Origin of the sequence: Streptomyces sp. NPDC096323, assembly GCF_040302845.1 — a bacterium.
In the GTDB taxonomy this organism is placed as follows: Bacteria; Actinomycetota; Actinomycetes; order Streptomycetales; family Streptomycetaceae; genus Streptomyces.
The window spans coordinates 188,346-214,158 of the sequence record NZ_JBEOSI010000004.1 but is presented as its reverse complement, the minus strand read 5'-3'; the positions used below and the strand labels follow the sequence as shown (position 1 = coordinate 214,158).

Below are 25,813 nucleotides of genomic sequence, written 5' to 3'. Positions count from 1 at the left end.
GGGTGGCAGGCGTCTCAGCGGTCACTTCTTGCATGACGGGGCGCACATTCGGGGCATTTGGGGAAGAGCGGGTACGTATGAGGGCCTATCGCATGGTGTCAAACGCGGTGCCGTATGCGTACAACCCTGACGGGGGGAAACGTGTCCAACTGGCGTGGCAGAGGTTCTCGATATCACAGTGGTGGGCCCCCTGCGCGGCGCTTCGGTGCGGCCGCTCAGACGGCCCCGCGCGTCCGGTGGTATGCCGGTGATCGCGCCCATGCCCGCCGCGCGGCCTGCGGGGCTGCCGTCCCAGCGCGTGGGCGCTGAGGAGAGCGTGGCAGCCGGAACCACGGTCGACCACCTCACCGAGACCTACCGCGCCCACTACCGTTCGCTGCTCGGCCTCGCCGCCCTGCTGCTGGACGACACGGCGTCCTGTGAGGACGTCGTGCAGGAGGCGTTCATCCGCGTTCACTCGGCGCGCAACCGGGTACGGGAACCCGACAAGACGCTCGCGTACCTGCGCCAGACCGTCGTCAACCTCTCCCGCTCCGCGCTGCGCCGGCGCATCCTCGGGCTGAAGCTGCTCTCCAAGCCGATGCCGGACATGGCGAGCGCGGAGGAGGGGGCGTACGACCAGCTGGAGCGGGACGCGCTGATCAAGGCGATGCGGGGGCTGCAACGGCGCCAGCGGGAGGTGCTGGTGCTGCGCTACTTCGCCGACATGACCGAGGCGCAGGTCGCCGACACGCTGGGGATATCCCTGGGCTCGGTGAAGGCGTACGGCTCCCGCGGCATCGCGGCGCTGCGTGTGGTGATGGAGGCGCAGGCATGAGCGGGCGCCACGACGACGACCACGGGCGCGACGACGGGAACGGGGACGGGCGCCGGCCTGCTCGCGGACATTGGAATGACCGGACTGGGAACGGAATTGTGAACCACGGGCCGGAGAACACCCCGCACGCGGACCGGGACTCCCCGCACACGGACAACGACTCGGGTCAGGAGCCGCAGGCGGACCCGGGCGACGCCGCTGGTACGGAAGGCGGCGCCGCCTCCGGCGGTGTCTCCAGCCTCTTCGGCCCGGGTTCCGGCTCCCTCGGCGATGACCCCTTCGACGAGGCCGCGCTGCGCCGGATGATGCTCGGCGCCGTACAGGGCCTCGAACCGAGCGACGGCACCCTGGACCACCTGTACCGTGCGGTGCCCGCACGACGAGCGCGTCGTCGGCAGGCGCTGGTGGGAGCCGCGGCGGCCGCGCTGCTCATCGGCACCGCGGTTCCCGCGTTCGTCCACGTCGCCACCTCCGAGACCTCGAGCACCGCCAGCCCCGCCATCGCCGGTCACGGCGAGCAGGCACAGGGCGGCAACGGCGAGGAGCCCGGTGCGAAATCCGGCAGCGGGGGCGGCACCGGCGGCAGCGACGAAGGGCAGCAGAGCGGCGACCACGGCACTCCCCAGAGCACGGTCAGTCCCTCCGGCAGCAGCGGCCGGGGCGCGGACGAGAAGACGGACGGCGGCTCCGCGGACGACCCGGCCGTCAGTGCGCCGGCCGTCATGCCGGCCTGCGCCCCCGATCAGCTCGGGGTCGCCTCGGCCGCCACGAGCGCGGCCGGTGCCGACGGCACGGTGTACGGGACCTTCCGCATCGCCAATGTGTCCGGCAAGAACTGCTCGGTGAGCAGCAGCGGCACCGTGGGCTTCACGACGACGGGTGCGGCGGACCCGGCCAGGATCGTGGTCGTCCGGCACACCCAGGGGGACCCGGCGTCGGGGCTGCCCGATCCCTCCCAGGAGGAGGCCTCGGTGCTCCTGGAGCCGGAGATGTCCTACGAGGTGCAGTTCGCCTGGGTGCCCGAGGAGACCTGCCCGACCACCGGCAGTTCGCCCTCCCCGACGCCCACGGACGGAGCGGCCGGCAGCACCGGGGGCGCGGCCGGGTCCACTACGGGCACGGGGACCGGGGACGGCGAGGCGGGTACGGAGACGCAGTTCGGCAGCGACGAGGGCGACGGGGCGGCCAAGGGCACCGTGTCCGTGGTGCACACGCCGGAACCGGGCGCGCCGGTCGCCGAGGCGACGATCCCCAACGCCTGCGCGGGCACGATCTACCGGACGGGCGTGCTCGAACCCACGCCGTGAGGCGTGACGCCGTCGTGAGGCGGGGGAGCGGGGCGCGCGGGCGCTTCAGCTCGCTGCGGAGTCCTCGTCGGCGATCAGGCCGAGCTTCAGGTCCCGGGCGGCTTCGGCCTCGCGCCGGAGCAGCCGGAACCACATGAAGACGACGAACGCGGCGAAGACGAACCACTCACCCGTGTAGCCGAGGTTCTGGAACGCTTTCAGGTCGAGCCCGCTGCCCTGGGGCGCGGCGGCCGGTACGGGACGCAGCGCGGCGTCACCCCGGTCCCGGGCACCGGTGGTGAGGGCCGCGTCGGCGGTCCCGGACGCGCCGCTCCCCGACGCGCCCGCGCGGGTGCCGGTGTCCTGGAGGGTCACCCAGGCGTCGTAGACGTCGTACGGGACGAGGTTGACCAGGGACGCGGCGCTGATCATGCCGACCTGGCCGTCCGGCAGGCCGCCCTTCGCGTCGACGCCGTCAGTGCCCGTGTTCTCCGAGGCCTGGAGGTCACCGGTCACGGTGACCCGGCCGGCGGGCGCTGCCGGGACAGGAGTCTTTCCGGCCTTTCCGGGCAGCCAGCCGCGTACCACCGGCAGAGCCTTGCCGCTGTCGGTGCGCAGCATGTCCAGCACGTAGAAGCCGCTGCGGTCGTCCAGCTTCCGGCCGGGCACCAGGAACTGGTCGGCGTACCGGCCGCTCGCGGTCGCGGGACGGCCGGAGGTGACCGTGTCGACGGGCAGCAGCTCGTCGAGCGGCTCCGCGGCCATCGTGCCCGGTGCGGGCCGCTCCTCGGCGGCCTCGTGCGTCTGCACGCGGTCCTCGAAGCGGCCGAGCTGCCAGGTGCCCATGAAGACGCAGAACGGGATGGCCAGCGCGACGAAGAGGTTGATCCCCCACCATCGCGGGGTCAGCAGGAACCGGTACACCCCTCCACGGTACGGTCCCCGCTCCGGCCCTCCGGAGCGGGGGCACCCCGTACGCCGCCTTTTATCCGGCCCCTACGCCCCGTCAGGCGCCCTCCGCCGGGTCCCCCAGGTGGCGTCGGGCGAAGTCGAGTTCCAGGCGCACCTGCTTGATGCGCTCCTCCACGACGAGCGAGCCGTGGCCCGCGTCGTACCGGTAGACCTCGTGCACGGCGTCGCGGCCCTTCAGCCGGTCGACGTAGTTCTCCACCTGGCGGATCGGGCAGCGCGGGTCGTTGACGCCCGCCGAGATGTAGACGGGCGCCCGCACGGCGTCGACGTACGTGAGGGGCGACGAGGCCTCGAAGCGCTCGGGCACCTCCTGCGGAGTCCCGCCCAGCAGGGTGCGGTCCATCGCCTTCAGGGCCTCCATCTCGTCGTGGTACGCCGTGACGTAGTCCGCGACCGGGACCGCTGCCAGGCCCACGGCCCAGTCGCCCGGCTGCGTGCCGAGACCGAGCAGCGTGAGATAACCGCCCCAGGATCCGCCGGCCAGAACCAGCTTCGCCGGGTCCGCGAGGCCGGACTTCACCGCCCACTCCCGCACGGCCGCGATGTCCTCCAGCTCGATCAGACCGACCCGGTGCTTGAGCGCGTCCGTCCACGCCCGCCCGTAGCCGGTCGAGCCGCGGTAGTTGACCCGGACGACGGCATAGCCGTGGTCCACCCAGGCGGCCGGTCCGGCCGCGAAGGCGTCGCTGTCGTGCCAGGTCGGTCCGCCGTGGATCTCGAAGACGGTCGGGAACGGGCCCGTGGCCGGACCGGCGGGCCGCTGGACGAGCGCGTGGATCCGGCCCCCGGGCCCGTCCACCCACACGTCCTCGACCGGGACCGACGCCGGGGCCTTCGCGCCGGGCGGATCCAGCACCACCGCACCGGTCGTGGAGCGGACTACGGGCGGCTCGGCGGCCGACGACCACAGGTACTCGACGGTGCCGTCCGGCCGGGCCGTGGCGCCCGAGACCGAACCGGCGGGCGTCTCCACCCGGACGAGGGCCCCGTCGGCCGCGACCGGCTCGTACCGCCACAGTTCGCTGCGGGCCTCGAAGCCGTGCTCGACGAGCAGCGCGGAACCGTCCGCGTACCACTCGGCGCCCACATCGCCGGGCAGATCGATGGCGAGGTCCGTCTCCGTGCCCGCCACCGGGTCCCAGATCATCGGCTCCCAGCGGCCGCGCCTCTGGTGCCCGACCAGCAGCCGGGTGTCCCCGGCGACCGGCGCGAAGCCGAGGACCGCGAGACCCAGCTCCTTCGTGCCGCCCTCGGTGTCGTCCAGCTCGGCGACCGTCGTGCCGTCGGGCCGCACCACACGCAGCGCGGAGTGCATCGCGTCGCCGTGCTCGGTGTGCTCCAGCGCGATCAGCGAGCCGTCGTGCGACAGGTCGCCGACCCCCGCCGACTCCCGGTGCCGGTAGATCTCCACGGGCGCCGAGCCGGGCCGCACGACGTGGACCGTCGTGCCGTCCTCGTCCGTCGAACGGCCGATCACCGCGGTCCCGTCGCGTCCGATGGCGAGCCCCGCCGGGTAGGAGGGCTCAAGGCCGGGAGCCGCGGGCTCGTCCACCGCTCCCGCGCTCCCGGCGTGGAACGGCTGCCGCATCCACACCCCGAATTCGTCCCCGTCGGTGTCGCTGAACCACCAGACGGCCTCGCCGTCGGGTGTGAGCACGCCGTCCGTCGTCCCGTTCGGCCGGTCGGTCACCTGGCGCTGCTCGCCCGTGGCCCGGTCCCACGCGTACAGCTCGTAGGTCCCCGTCGCGTTGGAGACGAACAGCGCGCGGTCCGGCGCGTCCTCCGCCCAGTCGGGCAGCGACACCCGGGGGGCGCGGAAGCGCTGCTCCCACGCCGGGACGGAACCGTCTTTCGAACCAGTGCTCTCAGTCATGCTCCCCATTCTGCGCCGGACCGCCGACAATCCGTTCGCGTCGTCCGCAGCCTGTGGATAACCTCGCCGACATGCCTGCTCCGATACCCGCCGACTGGCGCGAGGCCAACCGCGCGATGTGGGATGAGCGTGTGCCCATCCACGCCGAAAGCGACTTCTACGACCTCGACTCCTTCCGCGCGGGCAAGGACGCCCTGCGGGACTTCGAACTGGCGGAGGTCGGGGACGTCACCGGCCGGACGCTGCTGCACCTGCAGTGCCACATCGGCCTCGACACCCTCTCCTGGGCCCGGCACGGCGCCGCCCAGGTCGTCGGCCTGGACTTCTCCGAGCCGGCCGTCGAGACCGCCCGCTCGCTCGCCGAGGAGCTGGGTCTGGGTCCGGACCGGGCGGCGTTCGTCGCCGCGGACGTCCATGACGCCGCGGAGGCCGTGCCGGACTCCTCGTACGACATCGTCTACACGGGCATCGGCGCGCTGAACTGGCTGCCCGACATCGACCGCTGGGCGGAGACCGCGGCCTCGCTCGTCGCGCCCGGCGGGTTCCTCTACCTGGCGGAGTTCCACCCGCTGACCGACTGTCTCGACGACGCGACCGGTTCACGCGTCGTGCACGACTACTTCAGCCGCGACGCGTGGGTGGACGAGACGCCGGGCACGTACGCCGACTTCGACGCGCCGACCGTCCACAACCGCAGCGTCGAATGGCAGCACCCGGTAGGCAGCGTGGTCTCCGCGCTGGCCGCGGCCGGGCTGCGGATCGAGTTCCTGCACGAGCACGACGCCTCGCTCTTCGCCCGCTTCCCGGTGCTGGAGCGCGGGGCGGACGACTTCTACCGCTTCCCGCCGGAGCGGCCGCGGATCCCGCTGATGTACTCGGTCAAGGCGAGCCGGCCGGACAGCCACCGGTAGCGCAACCGAGCGGTCCGGCGGGGCCGTCCACCGGGGCCGCGGCCGATTGTCAGTGGCGGGGTCCAGACTCGGAGCATGACCACGACTGCTGATTCGACCGCGGATACGACCGCAGATCTGCGCGCCACGGTCGAGAACTACTGGACCGCGGCCGACGTCCGCGACTGGGACACCTTCGCGGCGACACTCGCCGACGACGTGCTGTACGACCTGCCGCAGACTCGCGAGCGCATTCGCGGCAAGGAGCGGTATCTGGTGTTCAACCGGGAGTACCCGGGGGACTGGCGGGTGCGCGTCGAGCGGATCGTGGCCGATGGGGGCGGGCGGCAGGCCGCTGTCCGGACCCTGTTCACGGACGGCGGGCGGGAGTCGCGCGCCGTCCACTTCTTCACGTTCGACGCGCAGGCGCGGATCAACGGCATCACCGACTTCTGGCCCGAGCCGTACGAACCCCCGGCGGGCCGGGAGCACCTGGTCGAGCGGTACTAGTGCCTCCCCCGGAGGTCCCGGGTGCCCGGGTACGGGAGAGGCGCGGCACCGCTCCGGAGCCGGGAACTCCCAAGCGAGGCCGCGCCTTCGCCACCGTCCGTACCTACGCGGCCGAACGGAAGGCGGGCAGATAGCCGTTCGACTGTCCCACGGCCTTGGGGTGGTACGAGTTCTCGACCGGGATCGAGACACTGTGCAGCCACGCGTCACCGGAGCACAGTTCATGCCCGGTGAACTCGTCGACGACGCCGGAGAAGGCGAATCCGGCATTCGCCGCCTGCTTGGCGAGGACCCCGTTCAGCACATCGGACGCGTCATTGATCGCCGTGCGTTCCTTCTCCGTGAGACCGGCGACGCAGCTGCCGCCGATCTTGTAGAAGCGGGGGTAGCCCAGCACGACGACGTGCGCCTGCGGGGCCTTCGAGTGGATCGACGCGTAGAGCGAACCCAGCCGGGACGGCAGCGTGTTGTTCATCCGGCCCACGGCCGCGTTCACACCGGCGAGGCAGGTGGACTCGCTGGACAGCACGCAGTCCTGCATGACATCGGCGAACCCGACGTCATTGCCGCCGGCGGTGACGCTGACCAGCGAGGTGGACGAGGTCAGCGAGCCGAGCTGGCCGCTCGACACGGAGCTCGTGGTGGCGCCCGAACAGGCGACGAAGGCGAACGACGAAGGCGAGTTGGCCGCCGCCCACAGGTAGGGGTAGGCCTTGGTGCTGCGGCGGCAGTCACCGCTGTCGGACAGATAGCTCCCGGCGCCGACGCCGGACGAGTACGAGTCGCCCAGGGCGACGTACCCGCCGGCGGCGGCCGAGGCCGGATGGGCCACGCCGAGAGCAGTCGCGGCGGCGAGGATCAGAGTGGTTGCGGACGCCCAGAATCTCCGTACTGACATGGCTGTCAGCCCTCCGAGGTGTGGGGGGAAGTGCGGGGAGTTGATGGAGCGTCACCTGTGTAGCAGCTTCGCGAACCCGCCAGTAGGGGCCTGGCGGAAACCTGCCGGATTTGCCCGAATGATCAGTTGGGAGTCATAGCTCCGCGCGTAGATAAACCTGCAACTCACCCTGAAACGAAGGTTTGAGGACCATCCGCTCATCACTTCGCAGGCGATGGCGTCAGGGCGCGTACGGGCGCTCGCGGCGAGGGATACCGGGGCCCGGGACCCGGGCGGAGCCTCAGCGCACGCTGCTGCGGCCGACCACCACACCCGCCCGGTCGATGCAGAGGACGTCGACGGTGACCGGCGCGCCCCGCAGCACCGACAGCGCCTCGTCCCTGGCCGCCGACGCCACCAGGTCCCCGAGCGCGACGCCGCGCGCCAGGCAGGAGCGGAGCGCCGCCAGTCCGGTGTTCGCCGCGGCCACCTCGGCGGCCAACGCCTCGTCGGCTCCGCCCAGCCGGGCCAGCCCGGCCAGGAACGACGGATCGACCTGGGACCGTCCGGAGTGCAGATCGAGATGGCCGGCGGCCAGCTTCGACAGCTTGGCGAACCCTCCGCAGACGGTGAGCCGCGCCACCGGGTGACGGCGTACGTACTTGAGCACCGCGCCCGCGAAGTCGCCCATGTCCAGCAGGGCGATCTCGGGCAGCCCGTACTCGGCCACCACGGTCTTCTCCGAGGTGGAGCCGGTGCACCCCGCCACATGGGTCTGTCCGGCGGCCAGCGCCACGTCCACACCGCGGCGGATCGAGTCGATCCACGCCGAGCAGGAGTACGGCACCACCACACCGGTCGTGCCGAGGATCGACAGCCCGCCCAGGATGCCCAGGCGAGGGTTCCACGTGGAACGGGCGATCTCCTCGCCGTCGTCCACGGACAGCGTGATCTCCACATCCCCCGCGCCACCGTGCTCCGCCGCGACCTGCCCGATGTGTTCGCGCATCATCCGGCGCGGCACGGGATTGACCGCGGGCTCGCCGACATCGAGCGGCAGGCCGGGCAGCGTGACCGTGCCCACGCCCGGCCCTGCCTTGAACACCACGCCGGAACCGGGCGGCAGGACCCGCACGGTGGCCCGTACCAGAGCCCCGTGCGTGACATCGGGGTCGTCGCCCGCGTCCTTGACGATGCCGGCCGTGGCCCGCCCGTCGAGCAGCTCCTCCACCGCGAGCGCGAAGGCGGGGGTCTGACCGCCGGGCAGGGAGACGGTCACCGGGTCGGGGAACTCGCCGGTCAGCAGCGCCGTGTACGCGGCCGTGGCGGCGGCGGTCGCGCAGGCGCCGGTGGTCCAGCCCGGCCGCAGACCGGTGTGTTTGAGTTGGGCGCCGCGTCCACCCGTCGCCTCACCCATGGAGGGCTCCGATGCATGTGCTCGTACTCGGCGGCACGACGGAAGCCCGTCGGCTGGCCGGGCTGCTGGTGGCGGAGCTGCCCGAGGGGGCCCGGGTGACCAGTTCGCTGGCCGGGCGGGTCGCCGGACCGCGGCTGCCGCCCGGTGAGGTGCGCATCGGTGGCTTCGGCGGAGCCGGGGGCCTGGCCGCATGGCTGCGTACGCACCGGGTGGATGCGCTCATCGACGCCACCCATCCTTTCGCCGGGACGATCAGTTTCCACGCGGCCGCCGGTGCCGCTGCCGCCCATGTTCCTCTGCTGGCTCTGCGCCGCCCCGGCTGGGTGCCCGCCGCGGGCGACGACTGGCACCCGGTCGCCTCCCTGGAGGAGGCCGCGGCGGTGCTCCCCGCCCTGGGCCGGCGGGTGTTCCTCACGACGGGGCGCCTCGGCCTCGCCGCCTTCGCGGGGCTGGACGGGCTGTGGTTCCTGGCGCGGTCGGTGGACGCACCCGAACCGCCTTACCCGGCGCGGATGGAGACGCTGCTGGACCGGGGGCCGTTCACTCTCGACGGGGAGCGCGAGCTGATCCGCCGCCACCGCGTCGACGTCCTCGTCACGAAGGACAGCGGCGGCGCCGCCACCGCCCCCAAGCTCGCCGCGGCCCGCGAGGCGCGGATCCCGGTGGTCGTGGTGCGCAGGCCGCCGGTCCCGGAGGGTGTGGCGGTGGCCGCTACACCGGAAGAGGCCGTCAGCCTGCTGCGCGAGCTCCTCGGCCACGGCCTCCGCTGACCAGCGGCCGGCTCACTCCTCCTCGCTCGCGAGGGCGTTGACGGCCGAGGCCGCCATGGCGCTGCCGCCCCGACGGCCCCGCACGATCAGATAGTCGAGCCCCGACGGGTGTGCGGCCAGGGCGTCCTTGGACTCGGCGGCGCCCACGAAACCGACCGGCACACCGATGACGGCGGCCGGACGCGGCGCCCCCTCCTCGATCAGTTCGAGCAGCCGGAACAGCGCGGTGGGCGCGTTCCCGACGGCGACGACCGCGCCGTCCAGCCGGTCGCGCCACAGTTCCAGAGCGGCGGCGCTGCGGGTCGTACCGAGCTTCGCCGCGAGCGCGGGCACCGACGGGTCGGACAGGGTGCACACCACCTCGTTGTCCGCGGGCAGCCGCCGCCGGGTGATGCCGCTGGCCACCATCGCCACATCGCACAGGATCGGCGCCCCGCCGCGCAGCGCCGCACGGGCGCGGCTCGCCACGTCCGGGCTGAAGGCGAGATCGCGTACCAGGTCGACCATGCCGCAGGCGTGGATCATCCGGACCGCCACCTGGCTCACATCGGCCGGCAGTCCCGTGAGATCCGCCTCTGCCCGGATAGTGGCGAAGGACTGGCGATAGATGGCCGGTCCGTCCTTCTCGTACTGGTGCACAGTTCTGTCGCTCTTCTCGTCTCTGCGTCTCTGCGTCGGGCACGGCTGTACGGGGACGGCCGTACCGGCCACGAACCGCACCGGCAGTATCCCCGGAGCGGCGGCTCAGCGTTCCGGGGGGCCCGTCCCAGGGATGAATCAGGCAGCCGGGGCCGGGGCGGGCAGGGGCGATACAGTCGGCGTCGTGGTAAGCGAGCACGATCTCCCGAGACACCTCCTCCTTCAAGCCGGCCGCCTCACCGGGAACGCCGCGGCGTGGCTGCCGTTCTTCCGCGCGGACGCGAGGTGAACGGTCCCGCACGTGTGACGATCAAGGATGTCGCCGCCCGGGCCGGCGTGTCCAAAGGGGCCGTCTCCCTGGCGTTCAACCAGAAGCCGGGCGTCTCGGAAGCCACCCGGCAGAGGATCTTCGAGGCCGCCAAGGAACTGGGATGGTCCCCGAACCTGACCGCGCGCAGCCTCTCCAGCCAGCGGGTCGACATCGTCGGCCTCGCCCTGTGCCGCCCTGCCCGGCTGCTCGGGCTCGAACCCTTCTACATGGACTTCATCTCCGGCATCGAGAGCGTCCTGGCCGACCGGCAGTACTCGCTGCTCCTGAGGCTGGTGCGGGATCTCGACGAGGAGACGGAGCTGTACCGGTCCTGGTGGCGCAGCCAGACGATCGCCGGTGCGATCCTGGTCGACTTCCACGAGGACGATCCAAGGGTTCCGTCGCTGCAGTCCCTCGGGCTGCCGGCGGTGGCCGTCGGGCATCCGTCCCTCACCGGTTCGTTTCCCGCGGTGTGGACGGACGACGCCACCGCCGCGGGCGAGGCCGTCCGCTACCTGGCGGCGCTCGGCCACCGGCGCATCGCCCGCGTCGGCGGTCCGGTCGGCCTCGGGCACAGTGCCATCCGGGCCGCGGCGTTCGCGGCCACGCTGCGGGAGCTGGGTCTTGAGGAGGGCCGGCAGATCGCGACCGGCTTCGACGGAAGCGAGGGGGCCCGGGCCACCCGCTCGCTCCTGATGTCGGCCGACCGCCCGACGGCCATCGTCTACGACAACGACATCATGGCCGTGGCAGGAGCGGGGGTCGCCGCGGAGATGGGCTTCGTGGTCCCCGACGACCTGTCGCTGCTCGCCTGGGACGACTCGCAGCTGTGCCGGATCACCCATCCCACGCTGTCGGCGATGAGCCACGACGTGCACAGCTTCGGGGCGCAGGTGGCCCGTACGCTGTTCGCCGTCATAGAGGGGCAGCACACCGGCTCCGTACAGGTGCCGACCCCGTCCCTCACCCCGCGCGGCTCCACCACGCACGCCCCCACGCGTAGTTGAGGGCCTCCCTGCCCGGCCGGGCAGGGAGGCCCTCTTCTCCTCGTACGGTGTGGAGCGTGCCGATCCGGTCAGCCCTTGGTGCAGGACGTGCCGTTGAGCGTGAAGGCGCCGGGTGCGCTGTTGGCCGACGTGGAGGAGCCGTTGAGGCCGAAGCTCACCGAACCCCCCGCCGGAATGGTCTCGGTCCAGGACTCGTTCGTGGCCGTGACCGCCTTGCCCTGCTGGCTCAGCCTGGCGTTCCAGGCGGAGTTGACCCTCTGGTCACCCGGAAAGGAGAACTGGAGCTTCCAGCCCTTGACCGCGGTGGTGCCGGTGTTGCGGATGGTGACGTCCGCGTTGAAGGTGCTGCCCCAGTCGCTGAGCCGGTAGTTCACCTGGCAGGGGCTGGTTCCGCCGCTTCCGTCGCCGCCGCCTCCGTCGCTACTGCCGTACACGCTGGCCTCGTGCGAGGTCGCCTTGATCCCGTTGGCGCCGTTGAAGAGGCGCTGGCCCCACGTCGTCAGTTGGCCGGCGTCGAAGCCGGTGGCCAGGTCCAGGTACTCGACCCCGCCGCCGTTGCCGCTCCAGGACCAGCCCATGTAGCCGAGACCCAGCTGCTGGGCCGTGGCCATGATCGCGTCTTCGTCGGGGTTGCCGTCCGAATGTGCGTCACCGAATTCACCGACGACGATCGGCAGCTTGCGCGAAACAAACCGGTTCAGATAATCCTGCACTTCGGCGGCCGTGTCATAGACGCCGTACATGTGGATCGAGAAGACCGTGTTCTTGTCGGGGTCGGCGGCGAAAACACCCGCCGCATTGTCCCGCATGGTGAAGGACCAGTCCTGGCCCCAGTTCGGGGCGTCCACCATGATGGTGTGCTTGAACCCGGCGGCGCGCATGCTCTTGATGGCGTCGCTGGTGCCGGACGTCCAGTTCGCGTAGCCGGTGTTTCCGTACGGCTCGTTGCCCAGGTTCAGGATGATGTACTTCTCCTGGCCCTCGACCGCGCTCTTGATGCCCTTCCAGTAGTCCACCGCGCGGGAGAGCGGAACCGCGGCGCCGGCCTCGCCGTACCCGGTGGTGTCGTGGGCCTCGAGCACGCAGACCAGACGGCTGGCCTTGCACTGGCCGACGACGGCCGCGACGTCGGCGGTGTCGTTCTTGGTCCACTGGTCGCCGGTGCTGAGCACGACGCGCGCCGAGTTGGCGCCGAGGGCCTTGATGTCCTTGAGAGCCTGCGGAGTCCTGGCCGAGTACCAGGTGTGTGCGTGGTTGACCCCGCGCAGGACGAAGTCCTTGTTGTTGGCGTCGAGCAGGCGCCCGTCGCTGACGTGGAACCCCGTGGACGCGTCGGCGGCCTGGGCCGCGTGGGGTGCGGTGAGCACGGCGGCGGTGACGGCCAGCAGCGCTCCCGCGGCGGTGGCCAGCATCCTTCTCATATGTCGCTCCCAGTGTGGTGGCGTTCGGTGGCGTGACACGGAACGGAACGCATGGCCGTCCGGCGCCTCACGCTCTGCCGTATATGGCGGTTGTCCCCCACCCCGGGCACGCCGCGAAAGGCGCGACGGGCGTGCGACTTCCGAGGTGCATTCCGCATTCCGCATTCTGCGGCGAAAGGAAATGCTGTCGGGGTGGGAGGAATACTCGTCGGCCGGATGGTCATTGCGGCTCTCGCCGGCCGACGAGGCTATTGATCGCCAAGGAACGGCCAACCGAACGCCCCTGTGACGCCTGCTCACATGGGTGGGTGAACGCAGGGGAGTTCATCGTCCGTTCAGGCGACTGGAAGAGAGATTAGGGGCACACGAAGAGCGAGACAACCGTTGGAACCAAACCGGTTAAGTTTAGCTGCGGTTTAATAGTCGGCGCGCACCGGAATGGCCGAATCGCCCGGTTCCCCGGGCACCGAGCACCGCCCGGGCCGCCCGGTCACCGGGCCATCCTCTCGATGGCGGACGTCGTGACGGGGGCGAAGAAGTTGACGAGGTTGCCGTCGGGGTCGCGGAGCAGCAGCGCGCGGTTCCCCCACGGCATCGTGGTGGGCTCGTTGACGAAGTCCTCCACGAAACCGCTCAGCCTCTCGTACACGCCGTCGACGTCGTCGACGCGGAACTCGAGGATCACGCTGTGGTTCTCGGCCGGACGGGCGGAGCCGGGCGCGAAGAGCGCGACGGTGCGGGTACTGCCGATCGCGAGGGTGGCCGAGGCGGTCCTGAGCTCGGCGAAGTCCTCGGTGGCCCAGTGGGCGGATACGCCGGTGGCGCGCTCGTAGAAGGCGACGAGGCGGGCGATGTCGCCGGTGATGATGCGGACAGACGCGAAATCCATGGTTCTTCTCTTCTCCTGATCGGTGCAGGTGCTTCTGTGCTTCTGAACGCACGCTACGAGCAATACCGGGCGGAACCTGCCCGGTATACGCGGCAGACTTATGCCCATGCCCCGCCCCATCGCCCGCGTCCTCACCCTGCTGGAGCTCCTGCAGTCGGGCGGCATCCGCACCGTGCCCGAACTGGCCGACCGGCTCGGCGTCGACGAACGCACCGTGCGCCGCTACGCCGGCCACCTCATCGACCTCGACGTGCCCGTCGAGTCGGTGCGAGGCCGCTACGGCGGCTACCGGCTCGCCCCCGGGTACCGCATGCCCCCGCTCATGCTGAACGACGACGAAGCGCTCGCCGTCCTGCTCGGCCTGGTGGCGGGCCGCCGGTCCGGCCTGACGACGGCCATGGGCACTGCGGGCGAAACGGCGGCGGCCAAGATCCGGCGCGTGCTGCCCGAACGGCTGGGACGCGCACTCGACGCCGTACTCGAATCCCTCGCCTTCACGGATCCGCCAGGCGAGGCGGAGCCCCCGGACTCCGCGGTGCTGCTCACGATCGCCGACGCGGTGACCCACGACCGGCCGGTCTCCGTCCGGTACACCGCCGCCGACGGCCGGTGCAGCGAACGCACCCTGCACCCGCACGGGATCGTCGCCCACTCGGGGAAGTGGTACGTCACGGCCACGGACCCGGCGGCCGGGGAGGACCGGACCTTCCGGCTGGACCGCATCACCGCAGTGAGGACCCTGCCCGGCTCGTTCGCACCTTCCACCGGCCCGGACCCGGCCGAGCGCGTCCTCACGGGGCTCGCCACGGCCCCGTACCGCCATGAGGTGACCCTGCGCATACAGGGCACGGCCGACCAGATCCGCACCCGCCTGCCCGCAGGCCTCGCGATCGTGGAGGAGCTACCACCCGCGGAGGACGCCACCCCGGACGGCACTGCCCCGGACGAGACCGCCCAGGAACCCGAACGCTGGTCCCGCGTCGACCTCCGCGTGGAGCAGCTCGACTGGCTGCCGGCCGTTCTCGCCTCGCTGGACCGCCCCTTCGTCATCGACCGCCCGAACGAGCTCCGCGCCCTCGTCGAAGCCTTCGCCGAACGGCTCGCGGATTCAGCCCGCCGGAACCCGCCACACACGTGAGTGTCACTCGTGATGTCCGGCAGACAGCGGGACGGCGCGCAGAGCGTCGGCGTGTGGCCAGATGGCTGAAGACAGGGAGGCGAGGTACGTGCCGCGTGCGCGGATGCGATGCTCGTCCCAGGTGGCGGCCCAGTCGCTGACGTCCGTGTTCGGTGGCGCACTGAGCAGAGTGCCGTGGGTGAGGCGCAGCAGGCTGTGCTGGCTGAGCCACTGCCGCTTGTCATCCCAGGCCATGTTGCCCAGAGTGGGGTTCAGGCGGGCGGTGACCAGGGTCAGGTTACCGAGTGTGTGGACAAGTTCGTCCCGGTCGTCACCTTCGGACGGATCGCCATCGAGGAGCGGCCAGTTGTCGCGCCAGCTCTGTGGCATGACGTGCTCAATGGTCAACTTCGTGCCGGCCTGGTCGCCGACGGGAAGCGTGAGTTGTTCGGTGTGGTCGGTGCGCAACTCGTCCTCCAATGCCTCCAGGAGGATCCGTACGCTCCGGCGGACGAGGCGCGCGTAGATGGGGGTCTGTTCCAATGAGGCTCGGAACTCTTGATCACTCGGCCAATGACGGTGGTGGCCCTGCATGGCGTCGAGGGCCTCGATGACAGATTCGTCCGCGCGGTCGGGTTGCCGGGCCACGGCCACCACTAGATCGCGGAAGACGTTGTTGTAATCACGAGTGCTGAGATTGAGTACTGCCCGGCGAACGAGGTAGCTGTCGATGGCGCGGATGGCCCGCCGTCGGCGCTGCGGGGGCAGCACGGACTCGTCCAGACCGTAGAGGAAGAGGAGCAGGGGCATCGGGGTGGAGGTCTGGAGGACCTTCATCCGGTACAGGAACCGTCCCTCGGTGCCGTTCAGCGGATGGTCGTCGATGAGGTCATAGATTTCGGCGTATCGCGTCAGCTCGGCGAAGACGTCTTCCGTGCGGACAGCGGACGAGAGCAGCCAGCGCTCAAACTCCGCGAATAGGGTGGAGGCAGTGAACTCACGCTGCGTCCGCATCGTGAGCCAGTGGGTCAAGAACACGTCGAGCCGGCTGCGCGTAATGCGGCCGGTTGTCTGCTCCATGCGCCACGCGTCTTGGTCGAAGGGCGCCCAATAGGTCTTGTAGAGGCGGTCGACATCTGAACCGGCACGCTCGGCGATGCGGAACAGCAGGTTTTTGATCAGATCCGCGTGCTCCAGTGGTGTGCCGCGACTGTTCAATGTTTCGAAGACGATCTGCGCATCGTCGTGCTCTTCCAAGTCGATGATGACCAGACGCAACTGTTCCCGCAGTGTCTGTACCAGCACACCCAGCCGCTCGCGCGGCTCCACCGCGTCGGCCAGCCATGCATCGATCTGCTGCTGAAAGTAGATGACGGCTTCGGAGAGCCGTCCATTCCCCCGCTTGCCGAGCATGACCGCGCGGAACTCGTCGCGGTCCGCATTGGTCGGCCAGACCTTGTAGAGGTGGTCGGGGTTATGAGCGCGGTCGAACAGGTCCTCGTCGTTCTCCAGGAACTTGCTCAGTAGTCGTACAGACCGCTCGTGGTTGTGAGTCGCCGCCGACAGACGGGCGGCGTACAGGAACAACTGCAGTGTTGTCAGACGCTGCTGCCCGTCGATGATCTGCCGCGTTTCCAGGCTTGACGAGGGGTAGGGCGTCTCGGCGAAGACAACCGCACCAAGAAAGTGCGGTGCCACCGTCTCCCCCGTCAGCGATGCCTGCTCGGCCCGCACGACGGTGCGGCGGATGTCCTCCCAGAGCGCTGACCAGTTGTCGTCCCGGTCCCATACGTAGGGTCTCTGGAACAGCGGCACCGTGTACCGAACGTCCTTGCCGAAGATCCGCCTCAGGTCGACCGTGTCCGCTCGCATGGATTCGGGATCCCCTCCCTCACGTAAGACCATTACCGTAGCGATCTTCACCACGTCCCATTGGCCTGATCCAGGAATTACGGCAGGAAGGCAGCGAGTAAATGGGTAGAGCCCGCTGGACCCACCGGAGGGGACCGTCCCGGTGCGACAGCCCGCTTGATGGAGCACGGGGGCTTTGACTGGCTCCCAGCCGTTGCCAAGCGTCTCGGTGCGGCAGCTCATCGACGGCTCTCCGGGAGCCGGGGATCCCGCGCTCGGCTCCCGAATCGAAACGCCCCCGGAAACCACTCAGGGGCTTGATCCACTTAGTGGATCAAGCCCCTGACCTGGTCTTACGGCTGTCGGGGTGGCGGGATTTGAACCCACGACCTCTTCGTCCCGAATGAGGGCCGGTTACCGATCTCGCTAGCGTCGATGGTGTTCTCCCTGGTCAGAGCGTCGGTCTGTCGTGGTGTCGGGTGGTCCCGAAAGGACTTGGGGAGCGGGTTGGCTCCCTGATGGCTCCCAAGAGCCCTGCTGCTAGGACGGGGGTCAGTCTGCGGTCCTATGTGTTGTCCGCAGCCCGGCGCCGAAGGCTGTCGACGTAGTCCGGGCGGAGCATGGGGCGGCATCGCGGACGCTTCCCTGCGTTGATGTCCTCCACATACCTGGCGAGGCGCTCGGGGTTCTTGCCCGACCATCCATGTGCGAGAGCCCACCCCTGCATGGCTTCATCATCCATCGGGATGCCGGCGTCGTGCACTGCGAGCAGGCAGCTCACGACCATGTTCTTCTCGTAACCGGCCGAGATGGTGTTGTTGTGGTTGATGGCCAGCGTCAGGCTCTTCAGGGCTTCGACGACGACGGGGTCGAGCTCTGGCGTCAACTCTTCCCACACTGAGCCGTCGCCCAGGATCGATGGCCTCACGGCCGTCACCCACGGCCTGATCTCGTCTTCGTTCCACGTGATGACGCAAAGCGCCCGGATGCGGTTGCCGCCGTACTGCAGCAGCTTCCCGATGTCTGCCATGTCCGGCCACGCCATGAGCACCGGACCGTTTCCACGGATGAACCCGCCGCCCCTACCGGTGACGTGCTCGACGTTGGAGTGTCGGGACACGAGCTGTTTCAATTTTGAGCTATTCTGCAGGTTGGACTTGAGGGCGGTCCATACGGTGAGCGTGTGGCCGTCCTCCACATGTTCGCAGCACCAGTCGATGGCCGCGTCCACCCCTTCGGTGTCGTTGCTGGCGACAGCGCACGGATAGTTCACGTTGCGATCGAACATCCCGGCTCCCTGTTCTCGGTCGGACCAGGCTCACGCTACGCGCAGGCACTGACAGAGCCACTCGCGAGCTCATCAGCCCCCCGATACCGGCCCTTCGCGCCCGTTGGCATTTGCTCCGGTCAGGGGGGCGCCATTTCCTGGTTTTGGGTCCTTCAAGGGGGTTTTGGGAGCGAGTTAGCTCCCGGAAGGCTCCCAGTGCCGTCGGGCAGGCGGCACTCATGTTCCCGGCGCTTCGGGAGGCGACCACCCGTATGAGTCATTGCACCAGGCTCGGCACGGGGGTGAGCTGTCGCTATGCATCGCTGGTCTCCCCTGAACGAACGACAGCTCGCCCTGCTCGGCCGACTCGCGAACGGCAAGGAGCCCGAGGAGCCCTGGGCCTCCGGTGAGTGGCGTACCGCCTACGCGCTGCGGGACCGCGGCTTGGCGACGTTCAAGCGCAGCGGGGGTGAGGTGGACGCGCGGGTCACCGAGGCAGGCACCTTTTACATTCAACACGGCCACCATCCGGACGACCCCGCGCACGCTGGGGAGCAGAGGATCACAAAGCAGTCAGGAGCAGGCAGCACGCGGTCCGTGTCTTACGCCGACAGGCCAGTCGCACTCGCCCGTCGAACCAAAGCGCAGAAACTGATCGAGCGACTCGTTGCGGACAGGCGGGTCACCATTACCGAGCCCGACGACGCCACGGTGACGGAGTGGCGACGCGTGATCGACTACGCGAAGCGCCACAACCTTCTCCCTGAGGGCAAACGCATCGAGAGCCTCCGTATGTGGAATCACGACTTGCAGATCTCTCTCGTCGAGGGGCCACACCCCAACTCACGGAGACAGAGCTTGGACAAGGCGGCGCTTGTTCACGTACCCACTCAGTTGCGCTCTCCGCATCCGGTCGTGGCTGCATTGAGAGACGACGAGGGCCGACTCGTCATGCCCGCTCCACTGCGTCGTCGAGCGTTGCTGCTTCTCCAGGGCCTCGTCGCCGAGGCGGTTCGTCGCGGGCACAAGGTGAAGGAACTCGACGTCCCCGGCCGACACCGGAGCCATGCATACACGCATAACGGGCGTCACTACCCTTCCAGTTACTCGCGCCGGGAGGGCGAACTGGGCATGGTGGTAGATGGCTTCAACTACACCGTCACTATCCAGCAGGAGTCTCCTCAGGTCACCGACCCCGAACGCTCCAAGAGCCTATTGATTGAACTCGGCTACAGCCGATCCAGCCGGCAGTCCCGCTGGGCAGATCGCAAACGCTGGGTGCTGGAGGACATCCTGGGGGCTGTTCTCCGGGAGATTGAAACCCGCGCCGTGGAGGACGCTCAGCGGAAGGCCGACGAGGGGCAGGCGAAGGCCGATCGCGAAATCCGCTGGCGGGCGGCCATGGCGAAGGCAAAGGAACTGGCCGCTCAGGAGCAGCTTGCCGAGGTACTCCGAACGCAGGCCCGCCAGTGGCAGGAGGCAGAGTGCCTTAACGCGTACTGCGACGCCCTGGAGCGCCGGCTGGAAGAGATGCCCGGAGAAGAGGGTGAGGCGGCGGTGGCCTCGGCGCAACGATGGCTCGCATGGGCGCGTCGATACGGTCAGAACCTCGACCCACTGACCCGCCTGCCGGCCATGCCCACCGCTCGCGAACCGAAGTCGGAGGAGCTAGCGCAATACCTGGACGGCTGGAGCCCACACGGTCCCGAGGCGCCCCGAGGATGGGGAGCTCGCTGAGAGAAGAGCAGCAACTGCGAGAGGGAAGCTGCCAATCGCAAGCAAGCCGGCCTCGCGCATTGGGAGGGGCCGGACACGCGCACGCTTAGAGGCTTAAGCCTCTGGGGCGGCTTCTTCGGCTGCGGTGTCCGGCTTGGTCCTCTCCGCCCAGTGCCTCAGCGATGGCCTCCGTAGCAAGGCGGCCCGGAAGTTACGTGCCAAAGAGCTCGGGGGTGCTATCCCACACTCTCGTGCCGCAGTAGTACCGGGTTGCGCTTGGGTACCCGATATCCCGCTCCCGATACATCACGACATAACCCGACAGCGCAGTGACCTGCCAGTCCATTCCCAGCGCTGCCGCCAGTAGGCGGAATGCTTCATCTGCGGAAATGCCCCCCTCGGGAAGGTCCACCGAGGCGGTTTCGATCTCGCGTCCTTGGTAGGCAAACCTGAAAAGATAGGGAAGCCTTCCCTTGATCAGGGTAGCGAGCTCGAGTGCCGTCATCCGCTCACTTGGGCCATCATTTCGAACGACCCAGTCGAGATCGATGGGGTGTAGAGCATCGAAATGCTGAAACTTGAGTGCCGTACGGTCGCGGTTCCGGCCAGGATCCGAGTTCCCGAAGCCATTCATATGCCAAGGTATACCCTCCCCTCGATCACGCAAGTGGTTAACGAGCAGGCGCGCAGGATTTACTACGGACAGGTCGTCCTCTACATACAACCGCGTGAAGGACATCTCGTTGACATCTATATTGAGGCGTCCGCTAATTTTAATTAGCTGCCCATGAAGTCGCTGCCGCAACGAACGGTCGGATTGCCCTACATATACAATCGCACCACCATGGCCCGCCTGGCTGCGATACAGCTGGTAGATCCCCGGCGAATCTTCGAGCGTGGCCAGATTCTCGTGCGTGAGGTCGATCGGATATTGCTTTTCCATGAGTTGAATCAGCGACTCCTCGGCATCCGGAGTGATCAGCCTGACCGTCAGATCTCCAGTCCCCTTGTCCGCCATGCGGGTAGGGGGACGAAACGCCATATTCCGAGTGAAGGTGTACAGGTTGGCTGTGTCCGTACCTCGTTGATTCGGCTCCGGGAGGCCCCGAGACTGTACCAGCGAGCGAAGTTCGCGATAAATGTCCCCCAACGTAAGCGCCGAAGGGCCGTTATGAATCCCTTCGCGCACGACATCCAGGAGTGCATGTGTGAAGGAGGTAGGGACAGTTGCCTGCTCCGCCAGCGATGCAACGTGCGCCGTACCGTCTGCAGCGGTCAAGATATAAGCGCCACTCACGGCGGTGGCATTCGCGAAGTGACTGTCGTCGCCGGCTGACAGTGCTTGGATGACGCGCCCGGAGTAACAACAGTCAAGGATGACAATCTTTACTTGCGCCGGACTCCCCATCACGATGTGCCGGATTTTGGGATATTCCAGTCCTGTCAGATCTGGATCGCGCAAGTCTGTGCCATGGACCGCAAGGCAAACATCACCTAGGTCGGATATTACACCGTGCCCCACAAAGTAGACCAATAGTGTATCGCTGGTCTGCTCGGCAATCCGGCGAAGTTGCTGTGCGAGTGCGGCGGCATTCTCGGGGTTCTCGATGATGGTTACGCGGTCCTCTGGCCACCCGCAAAGTTCAGGATCGGTGAGCATGTCAAACATGCCGCGCACGCTATTGAGTGCGGCCGGCACTTCGGGAAACAAGGTGTCCCGGTAAGTCGAGACACCTATGAGTACCGCATGTGATTCACCGTGACTTATACCTTCAGTCTCCACTGGGACCACCCATGAAACGCTTGATCAGTTCCTCTGCCTCGTCCGCGTTACTGGCCTCAATCTCCAGTGTTCGGTCCGCTCGCGTGATCGTGATTCGCAGTTTCGGGTCACTGCGACGGCTCTGCAGCCAGGTCGCCACAGTTCCAGCAAGTACGGTGGCAATTCCACCGGACCCCAGGGTCACGGAAAGCACTTCGAACGCACCGCCCAGCTGTCCGGGCTCAGGATTGCTCCGCACTTGCTGGACTCGCCCCTGCAGACGGCGCTCGCCCCGAAGCCATCCAGACAGCCCGATGAGGTCGTCGACTGTCTTCGATGACTGCAGCCTGAGTTCTACGTTCATGTCTACCTGGCCCCCCTATCCCCTTGCTGCATGGCCATCTGCCAGCAGGGATCTACCCTATGGTCCCCCTCAGGAGGAGCGGATCATCGGGTGACGCCCGCGGCGCGGGTCTCAGAGCGTGCCGTTCTCCACGAGGTCTCGGATCGCGTCGGCTTTGCGGCGGACTACGATTCGACCGTCCCCGTCGCTGTAGATGAGGACAGCGGCGCCTGGCGGTAGGCCAGCCTCCGCGAGCAGCCCCAAGGGAATCTGGACGGTGCCAACGTCCGTCACAACGGCTTCAGCGGGTTCCCTGATCACGCCGCCAGTCTGTCACCTGTCGTCACGCTGGTAGTTCGCTTCGAGTCAGAAGGCGTGCGATGGCGCGTTGGTTCGATTAGTCACCAAAGATCGGCTGTTCCACTTCGATAACTCCTGCGGGCTCGGCCTCCGGAACCGCGTTGAGCGGCTCGCCGGCGCGGTAGTACCGCCAGGCGCTCTTGTACGCACTGGGGCTGTCGTCGTACATGATCACGTAGCCCATGAGGGCGGTGACCTGCCACTTGGCCGGTATCTCCGCCGAGACCAGTTGGAAGACCTCGTCGGCTGTCATCTTTGCCGCTGGCACGTGGACACGTTGGGTCTTGAACTCCGCTGACTTCCCGTATCGAAAGTTGTATGGGAGCCCGGCCTTGGTTGCCTCCAGTAGTTCCTGCAGCGTCATCCCGCCAGGCTGCAGGCCCTCGATGGGCCGGTCCAGATCGATGGGGAAGAGGACGTCGAAGTGGTTCCGCTTCAGGACGGTGCTGTCCCGCTGGCGGCCGGGGTCCTTGTTGCCGAAGCCGTTGTTGTTCCAGGGGATTTCGCCGTTGTCCTTGTAGTGGGTGATCAGCAACTGCTCCGGGGCGAGGGCGGAGAAGTCCTCTGCTACGTACAGACACGAGAAGGCCATCTCGGCGAGGGAGATGTTGCGGCGCCCAGAGATCTTGCGCAGGTGGTTGCGGAGGCGGGCCGGCAGCGACTTGTCGGCCTTTCCGACGTAGACGAACTCATCGTTGAGGTAGAGCTGGTAGACCCCAGGTTTCTCTTTGAGTCGCGCAAGGTTCTCCTCGGCGAGAGGTGCCCGGTCCAGCCCTTCCAGGGCCTTCGCTAGCTGGTCCCCCAGCGCCCTGGTGATGCTGAGCGTGAAGTCCTTGTGGTACTGCGTCCCGTCGTCGGAGCCCACCACCGGTGTCATCCGTCCCACTCCCCTTGTCAGCGTGATCTCGGGAAGCCTATCGGCGGCCTGTACGCGTGGATGAACTTTCAGCTCGATGTGGCTTGAAGATCTGCAACTCCGCGGTATGCTTTCGAAATGGCTGAGCTGCAAGAAGGATCAAAGAAGGACCGCACGGGTGTCGAGCTCTTCGCTGGCGCCGGCGGTCTGGCCATGGCCGTCCACCGTGCCGGATTCCGTCCCCTGCTCTTCAATGAGTTCGCCAAGCGGGCGTGCGAGACCTTGGAGGTCAATGGGGCAGAGCGGGTCCCCGACGGTCAGAGGCCGACTCGAGCCCCAGGGCCCGACGAGAAGGTGCCCCTCGTCGCGGGCGATGTTCAAGAGCTCGACATGGACTACCTGTCGGGCAAAGTGGACGTACTTGCCGGCGGCCCTCCTTGCCAGCCGTTCAGTCTCGGTGGCGTCGCCAAGGGCGACGAGGACAAGCGGAACATGTTTCCGCAGATGTTTAGGGCCGTCCGGGAGATTCAGCCGAAGGCCGTGATCTGCGAGAACGTGCGCGGCCTGCTCAGGCCCTCGTTCCGCCGCTACTTCGACTACATCCAGCGCGAGCTGGAGCTGCCTTTCGAGGAGCGAGCCGAAGGCACTGACTGGGAGCAGCACTACGAATACCTGTTGAAGCGGCGCGAAAAGGAGCTGGACGACCCCAGGAAGCGGTACGACATCGTCATGATGCCGGTAAACGCCGCCGACTACGGGGTGCCCCAGATCCGTAATCGCGTCATCATCGTCGCGTTCCGCCGCGACCTGAACGTCGACATCGAACTGTTCAAGAAGCTCGCGAAACCGACGCACTCCGAGACCGCCCTCTTCCGGTCCATGGAAGACGGGACCTACTGGGAGCGGCACGCACATGTGCCCGACCACGTGCGCGAGTGGGTCATGGCCCGCCTCCCGAAGACCATGCCGATGGACGACGGGCTGCTGCCCTGGCACACCCTGCGCGACGCGATCGCCGGCATCGGCGACAACAAGCCACTGCCAGAAGTGCCGGACGAGTGGCTGGACCGCACCGAGCACTTTCTCGGCGGGTTCACGGAACACATCGGCTGGCCTGGCGCCCGCATTTACGACGGGCACACCCCCAACGAACTCGACCGCCCGGCGAAGACTGTCAAGGCCGGCGTGCACGGTGTTCCGGGCGGCGAGTCGGTCATGCTCCTGGACGAGCTAGTGGCTGATAAGGCCGCTCAAGGTGGCGTCCGGTACAAGTACAGGTATATGACGGTCCGCGAAACCGCTCGCGTTATGACGTTCCCCGACGCGTGGGAGCTTAAGGGCCCGCGAGGGGAGAAGATGCGTCAGCTGGGCAACGCCGTACCCGTCGCCCTTGGCGAGGTCTTCGCGAAGGCTGTCGCCGCCGTCCTGGATGAGACGGAGGAGCGTCAGAAGTGACAGGGCCCACCAGTAGGGCACAGAGCGGCTGGAAGCATGATTCGCCGCTGGACCGGGCGTGGAAGGGGCGACCAGGCAGGGCCCGAACTGCCATCGCGGCCGAACAGGACCGGGCTGCCGGAGGTCGTCACCGACGCTCCGTGGACCTTGGCGAGGGACGATTCGCCCGGGCTTCAGTGGAGCTGAAGGTGCTTCCAGGCACACGACGCATTCGCGCTTACCTGCGCTGGTCCGACGGGGGGAAGTCTCCGGCCCGGTACCTTGGGCAAGTCGAGCACGAGACGCGGGCCGCGAACCTCGCCGAGGGCTGGAAGGCGGCGTGGGAGAAGGGGCTTCTCACTGAGGAACCGCCGGTGGAGGGTTCGTGGGCTTCCTCGTCAGCGGTACGCGCCGTGATGCGGGGCAATCGAAACAAGGACACCCAGCCTGAGCTGCGGCTCCGGTCCTTGTTGCACAAGCAGGGCCTCCGCTATCGCGTGGCCGCGCGGCCGCTGCCCGAACTCCGGCGAACCGCCGACGTACTCTTCCCCAAGCCGAAGGTCGCGGTCTTCGTCGATGGCTGTTATTGGCACGGATGCCCGGAGCACCTTCGGGAGTCACGCAAGAACGCCGAGTTCTGGCACAGCAAGATCGAGGGCAATCGCGCTCGGGACGCGGAGACAGATCGGTTGCTCGGCGAGGCGGGATGGACCGTCGTCCGCGTCTGGGAGCACGAGGATCCCGTGGTCGCCTGCGCTCGAATCGAGAGAATCGTACGACAAGCAGCGACGATCATGCCCAACTGACTAAGTCAATCGCTCCCAGGTAGGGCGTAGCCGGGCTCCTCTCAAATGAGCCTGCGGCCATTGGGAAGTGCCGGTACCGCGCTGCGGCCTTTCCCTGCGGATCGCCCGGGAAGCCGCAGTCTGCGAGGTGCTTCTCGCCTCGCCGTTCGGCATCGGGAAAACGCCGGCGCGGGCGAAGTCCCTCTCTCTCCGCAACTGCACCGACGCCGAGACCGCACGACGTGCGAAGGCGGTATGGAAGCTCTGCCTGGGGTGCCGGTACGAGATCGGTCCCTCGGCGGAGCAGGTGCGGGTCTGGCGTCGCGAAGTGCACTCGGTCATTCCCTGCTGAGCACCCGAGCACCCTCATCCCGGCGGTAGCCGATGCAAGGGAGTCGACTCACGCAACTGTCTCCCGAAGGCTGCCGCGTCCTCATGAGGGGGTGCGGCGAGAGACTCAGCGCTAGAGACTCCGGTGGCGCCAGGGGCACGGCCTGAATGCCGTGCAAAACGGGAGCGGTTTCGGCCAATCCCTGGCTGTCCAGCAAGGTTGTGCGCATTGTCGCTTTTGTGGTCTGGCGGCTATCAGTATCCGTCGTAAGGATGCCCGCTTGCGGATGATCGGGGGAGCGGGATGGCGGTTG

General features: G+C 68.2%; 23 protein-coding genes. 10 read left to right on the top strand and 13 right to left on the bottom strand.

Translation table 11 applies throughout. The features are described 5' to 3' along the window. Window positions 1-241: 241 nt before the first annotated feature. Together ABTX18_RS12300 and ABTX18_RS12295 are read left to right on the top strand one after the other, a co-directional pair. Entirely contained in the window at window positions 242-817 is a 576-nt protein-coding gene (locus tag ABTX18_RS12300) for a SigE family RNA polymerase sigma factor (protein ID WP_352122660.1), read from the top strand. Between the two features lie 98 nt (window positions 818-915). Further along, complete coding sequence (locus ABTX18_RS12295) at window positions 916-2,124, top strand: hypothetical protein (RefSeq protein WP_352122659.1); 1,209 nt, start codon at window positions 916-918, stop codon at window positions 2,122-2,124. Window positions 2,125-2,169: 45 nt separating this feature from the next. Here ABTX18_RS12295 and ABTX18_RS12290 read toward each other — a convergent pair whose 3' ends face one another. Continuing rightward, entirely contained in the window at window positions 2,170-3,027 is an 858-nt protein-coding gene (locus ABTX18_RS12290; protein ID WP_352122658.1) for an SURF1 family protein, read from the bottom strand. 82 nt (window positions 3,028-3,109) lie between these two features. Then, entirely contained in the window at window positions 3,110-4,957 is a 1,848-nt protein-coding gene (locus tag ABTX18_RS12285; RefSeq protein WP_503061133.1) for a S9 family peptidase, read from the bottom strand. Between the two features lie 62 nt (window positions 4,958-5,019). Here ABTX18_RS12285 and ABTX18_RS12280 point away from each other — a divergent pair, with 62 nt between their 5' ends. Both ABTX18_RS12280 and ABTX18_RS12275 read left to right on the top strand, forming a co-directional pair. Then, on the top strand, window positions 5,020-5,859 hold the full coding sequence (locus ABTX18_RS12280) for a class I SAM-dependent methyltransferase (RefSeq protein ID WP_352122656.1): 840 nt from the start codon (window positions 5,020-5,022) through the stop codon (window positions 5,857-5,859). Window positions 5,860-5,934: 75 nt separating this feature from the next. Next, a complete protein-coding gene (locus ABTX18_RS12275; protein WP_352122655.1) occupies window positions 5,935-6,348 on the top strand; it encodes a nuclear transport factor 2 family protein in 414 nt (137 codons plus the stop codon). Window positions 6,349-6,451: 103 nt separating this feature from the next. On the opposite strand, the gene ABTX18_RS12270 is transcribed toward ABTX18_RS12275, so the two are convergent. Further along, window positions 6,452-7,246, bottom strand: a complete 795-nt coding sequence (locus tag ABTX18_RS12270) for an SGNH/GDSL hydrolase family protein (RefSeq protein WP_352122654.1) — start codon at window positions 7,244-7,246, stop codon at window positions 6,452-6,454. 280 nt (window positions 7,247-7,526) lie between these two features. Further along, a complete protein-coding gene (locus tag ABTX18_RS12265) occupies window positions 7,527-8,642 on the bottom strand; it encodes a cobalt-precorrin-5B (C(1))-methyltransferase (protein WP_352122653.1) in 1,116 nt (371 codons plus the stop codon). Between the two features lie 11 nt (window positions 8,643-8,653). Between ABTX18_RS12265 and ABTX18_RS12260 the strand changes: the two genes are divergently transcribed. Further along, a complete protein-coding gene (locus ABTX18_RS12260; RefSeq protein ID WP_352122652.1) occupies window positions 8,654-9,412 on the top strand; it encodes a cobalt-precorrin-6A reductase in 759 nt (252 codons plus the stop codon). A 12-nt stretch (window positions 9,413-9,424) separates the two neighbouring features. On the opposite strand, the gene ABTX18_RS12255 is transcribed toward ABTX18_RS12260, so the two are convergent. Further along, on the bottom strand, window positions 9,425-10,051 hold the full coding sequence (locus ABTX18_RS12255) for a precorrin-8X methylmutase (RefSeq protein WP_352122651.1): 627 nt from the start codon (window positions 10,049-10,051) through the stop codon (window positions 9,425-9,427). 285 nt (window positions 10,052-10,336) lie between these two features. Between ABTX18_RS12255 and ABTX18_RS12250 the strand changes: the two genes are divergently transcribed. Then, a complete protein-coding gene (locus ABTX18_RS12250; protein ID WP_352123082.1) occupies window positions 10,337-11,368 on the top strand; it encodes a LacI family DNA-binding transcriptional regulator in 1,032 nt (343 codons plus the stop codon). A 68-nt stretch (window positions 11,369-11,436) separates the two neighbouring features. On the opposite strand, the gene ABTX18_RS12245 is transcribed toward ABTX18_RS12250, so the two are convergent. Both ABTX18_RS12245 and ABTX18_RS12240 read right to left on the bottom strand, forming a co-directional pair. Next, window positions 11,437-12,789: a cellulase family glycosylhydrolase gene (locus tag ABTX18_RS12245; protein WP_503061132.1), complete on the bottom strand. Its 1,353-nt coding sequence runs from the start codon at window positions 12,787-12,789 to the stop codon at window positions 11,437-11,439. 490 nt (window positions 12,790-13,279) lie between these two features. Beyond that, window positions 13,280-13,678, bottom strand: coding sequence for a VOC family protein (locus ABTX18_RS12240; protein WP_352122650.1), 399 nt, complete (start codon window positions 13,676-13,678; stop codon window positions 13,280-13,282). Window positions 13,679-13,784: 106 nt separating this feature from the next. On the opposite strand from ABTX18_RS12240, the gene ABTX18_RS12235 reads away from it, so the two are divergent. After that, window positions 13,785-14,816 (top strand): helix-turn-helix transcriptional regulator, encoded by a 1,032-nt coding sequence (locus tag ABTX18_RS12235; RefSeq protein WP_352122649.1) that lies wholly within the window; start codon window positions 13,785-13,787, stop codon window positions 14,814-14,816. Window positions 14,817-14,819: 3 nt separating this feature from the next. Here ABTX18_RS12235 and ABTX18_RS12230 read toward each other — a convergent pair whose 3' ends face one another. Together ABTX18_RS12230 and ABTX18_RS12225 are read right to left on the bottom strand one after the other, a co-directional pair. Continuing rightward, on the bottom strand, window positions 14,820-16,667 hold the full coding sequence (locus tag ABTX18_RS12230; RefSeq protein WP_352122648.1) for a DUF262 domain-containing protein: 1,848 nt from the start codon (window positions 16,665-16,667) through the stop codon (window positions 14,820-14,822). Between the two features lie 544 nt (window positions 16,668-17,211). Beyond that, window positions 17,212-17,934: a DUF1889 family protein gene (locus ABTX18_RS12225; protein WP_352122647.1), complete on the bottom strand. Its 723-nt coding sequence runs from the start codon at window positions 17,932-17,934 to the stop codon at window positions 17,212-17,214. 294 nt (window positions 17,935-18,228) lie between these two features. Between ABTX18_RS12225 and ABTX18_RS12220 the strand changes: the two genes are divergently transcribed. After that, complete coding sequence (locus tag ABTX18_RS12220; protein WP_352122646.1) at window positions 18,229-19,650, top strand: hypothetical protein; 1,422 nt, start codon at window positions 18,229-18,231, stop codon at window positions 19,648-19,650. A 190-nt stretch (window positions 19,651-19,840) separates the two neighbouring features. Here the strand turns inward: ABTX18_RS12220 and ABTX18_RS12215 are convergent, their stop codons facing one another. The 4 genes from ABTX18_RS12215 to ABTX18_RS12200 all read right to left on the bottom strand — a co-directional run bounded on the left by ABTX18_RS12215 (window position 19,841) and on the right by ABTX18_RS12200 (window position 22,971). After that, on the bottom strand, window positions 19,841-21,412 hold the full coding sequence (locus tag ABTX18_RS12215; protein WP_352122645.1) for a caspase, EACC1-associated type: 1,572 nt from the start codon (window positions 21,410-21,412) through the stop codon (window positions 19,841-19,843). After that, on the bottom strand, window positions 21,402-21,755 hold the full coding sequence (locus ABTX18_RS12210) for an effector-associated constant component EACC1 (RefSeq protein WP_352122644.1): 354 nt from the start codon (window positions 21,753-21,755) through the stop codon (window positions 21,402-21,404). The genes ABTX18_RS12215 and ABTX18_RS12210 overlap by 11 nt, the downstream gene beginning before the upstream one ends. A 111-nt stretch (window positions 21,756-21,866) precedes the next feature. Beyond that, the gene (locus ABTX18_RS12205) at window positions 21,867-22,055 is read right to left on the bottom strand and encodes a hypothetical protein (RefSeq protein WP_352122643.1); all 189 of its coding nucleotides are present in this window, start codon (window positions 22,053-22,055) and stop codon (window positions 21,867-21,869) included. A 76-nt stretch (window positions 22,056-22,131) separates the two neighbouring features. Continuing rightward, entirely contained in the window at window positions 22,132-22,971 is an 840-nt protein-coding gene (locus tag ABTX18_RS12200; protein WP_352122642.1) for a GIY-YIG nuclease family protein, read from the bottom strand. Window positions 22,972-23,088: 117 nt separating this feature from the next. Here ABTX18_RS12200 and ABTX18_RS12195 point away from each other — a divergent pair, with 117 nt between their 5' ends. Both ABTX18_RS12195 and ABTX18_RS12190 read left to right on the top strand, forming a co-directional pair. Then, window positions 23,089-24,405 (top strand): DNA cytosine methyltransferase, encoded by a 1,317-nt coding sequence (locus ABTX18_RS12195; protein ID WP_352122641.1) that lies wholly within the window; start codon window positions 23,089-23,091, stop codon window positions 24,403-24,405. Between the two features lie 140 nt (window positions 24,406-24,545). Continuing rightward, entirely contained in the window at window positions 24,546-25,190 is a 645-nt protein-coding gene (locus tag ABTX18_RS12190) for a very short patch repair endonuclease (RefSeq protein ID WP_352122640.1), read from the top strand. Window positions 25,191-25,813: the final 623 nt, after the last annotated feature.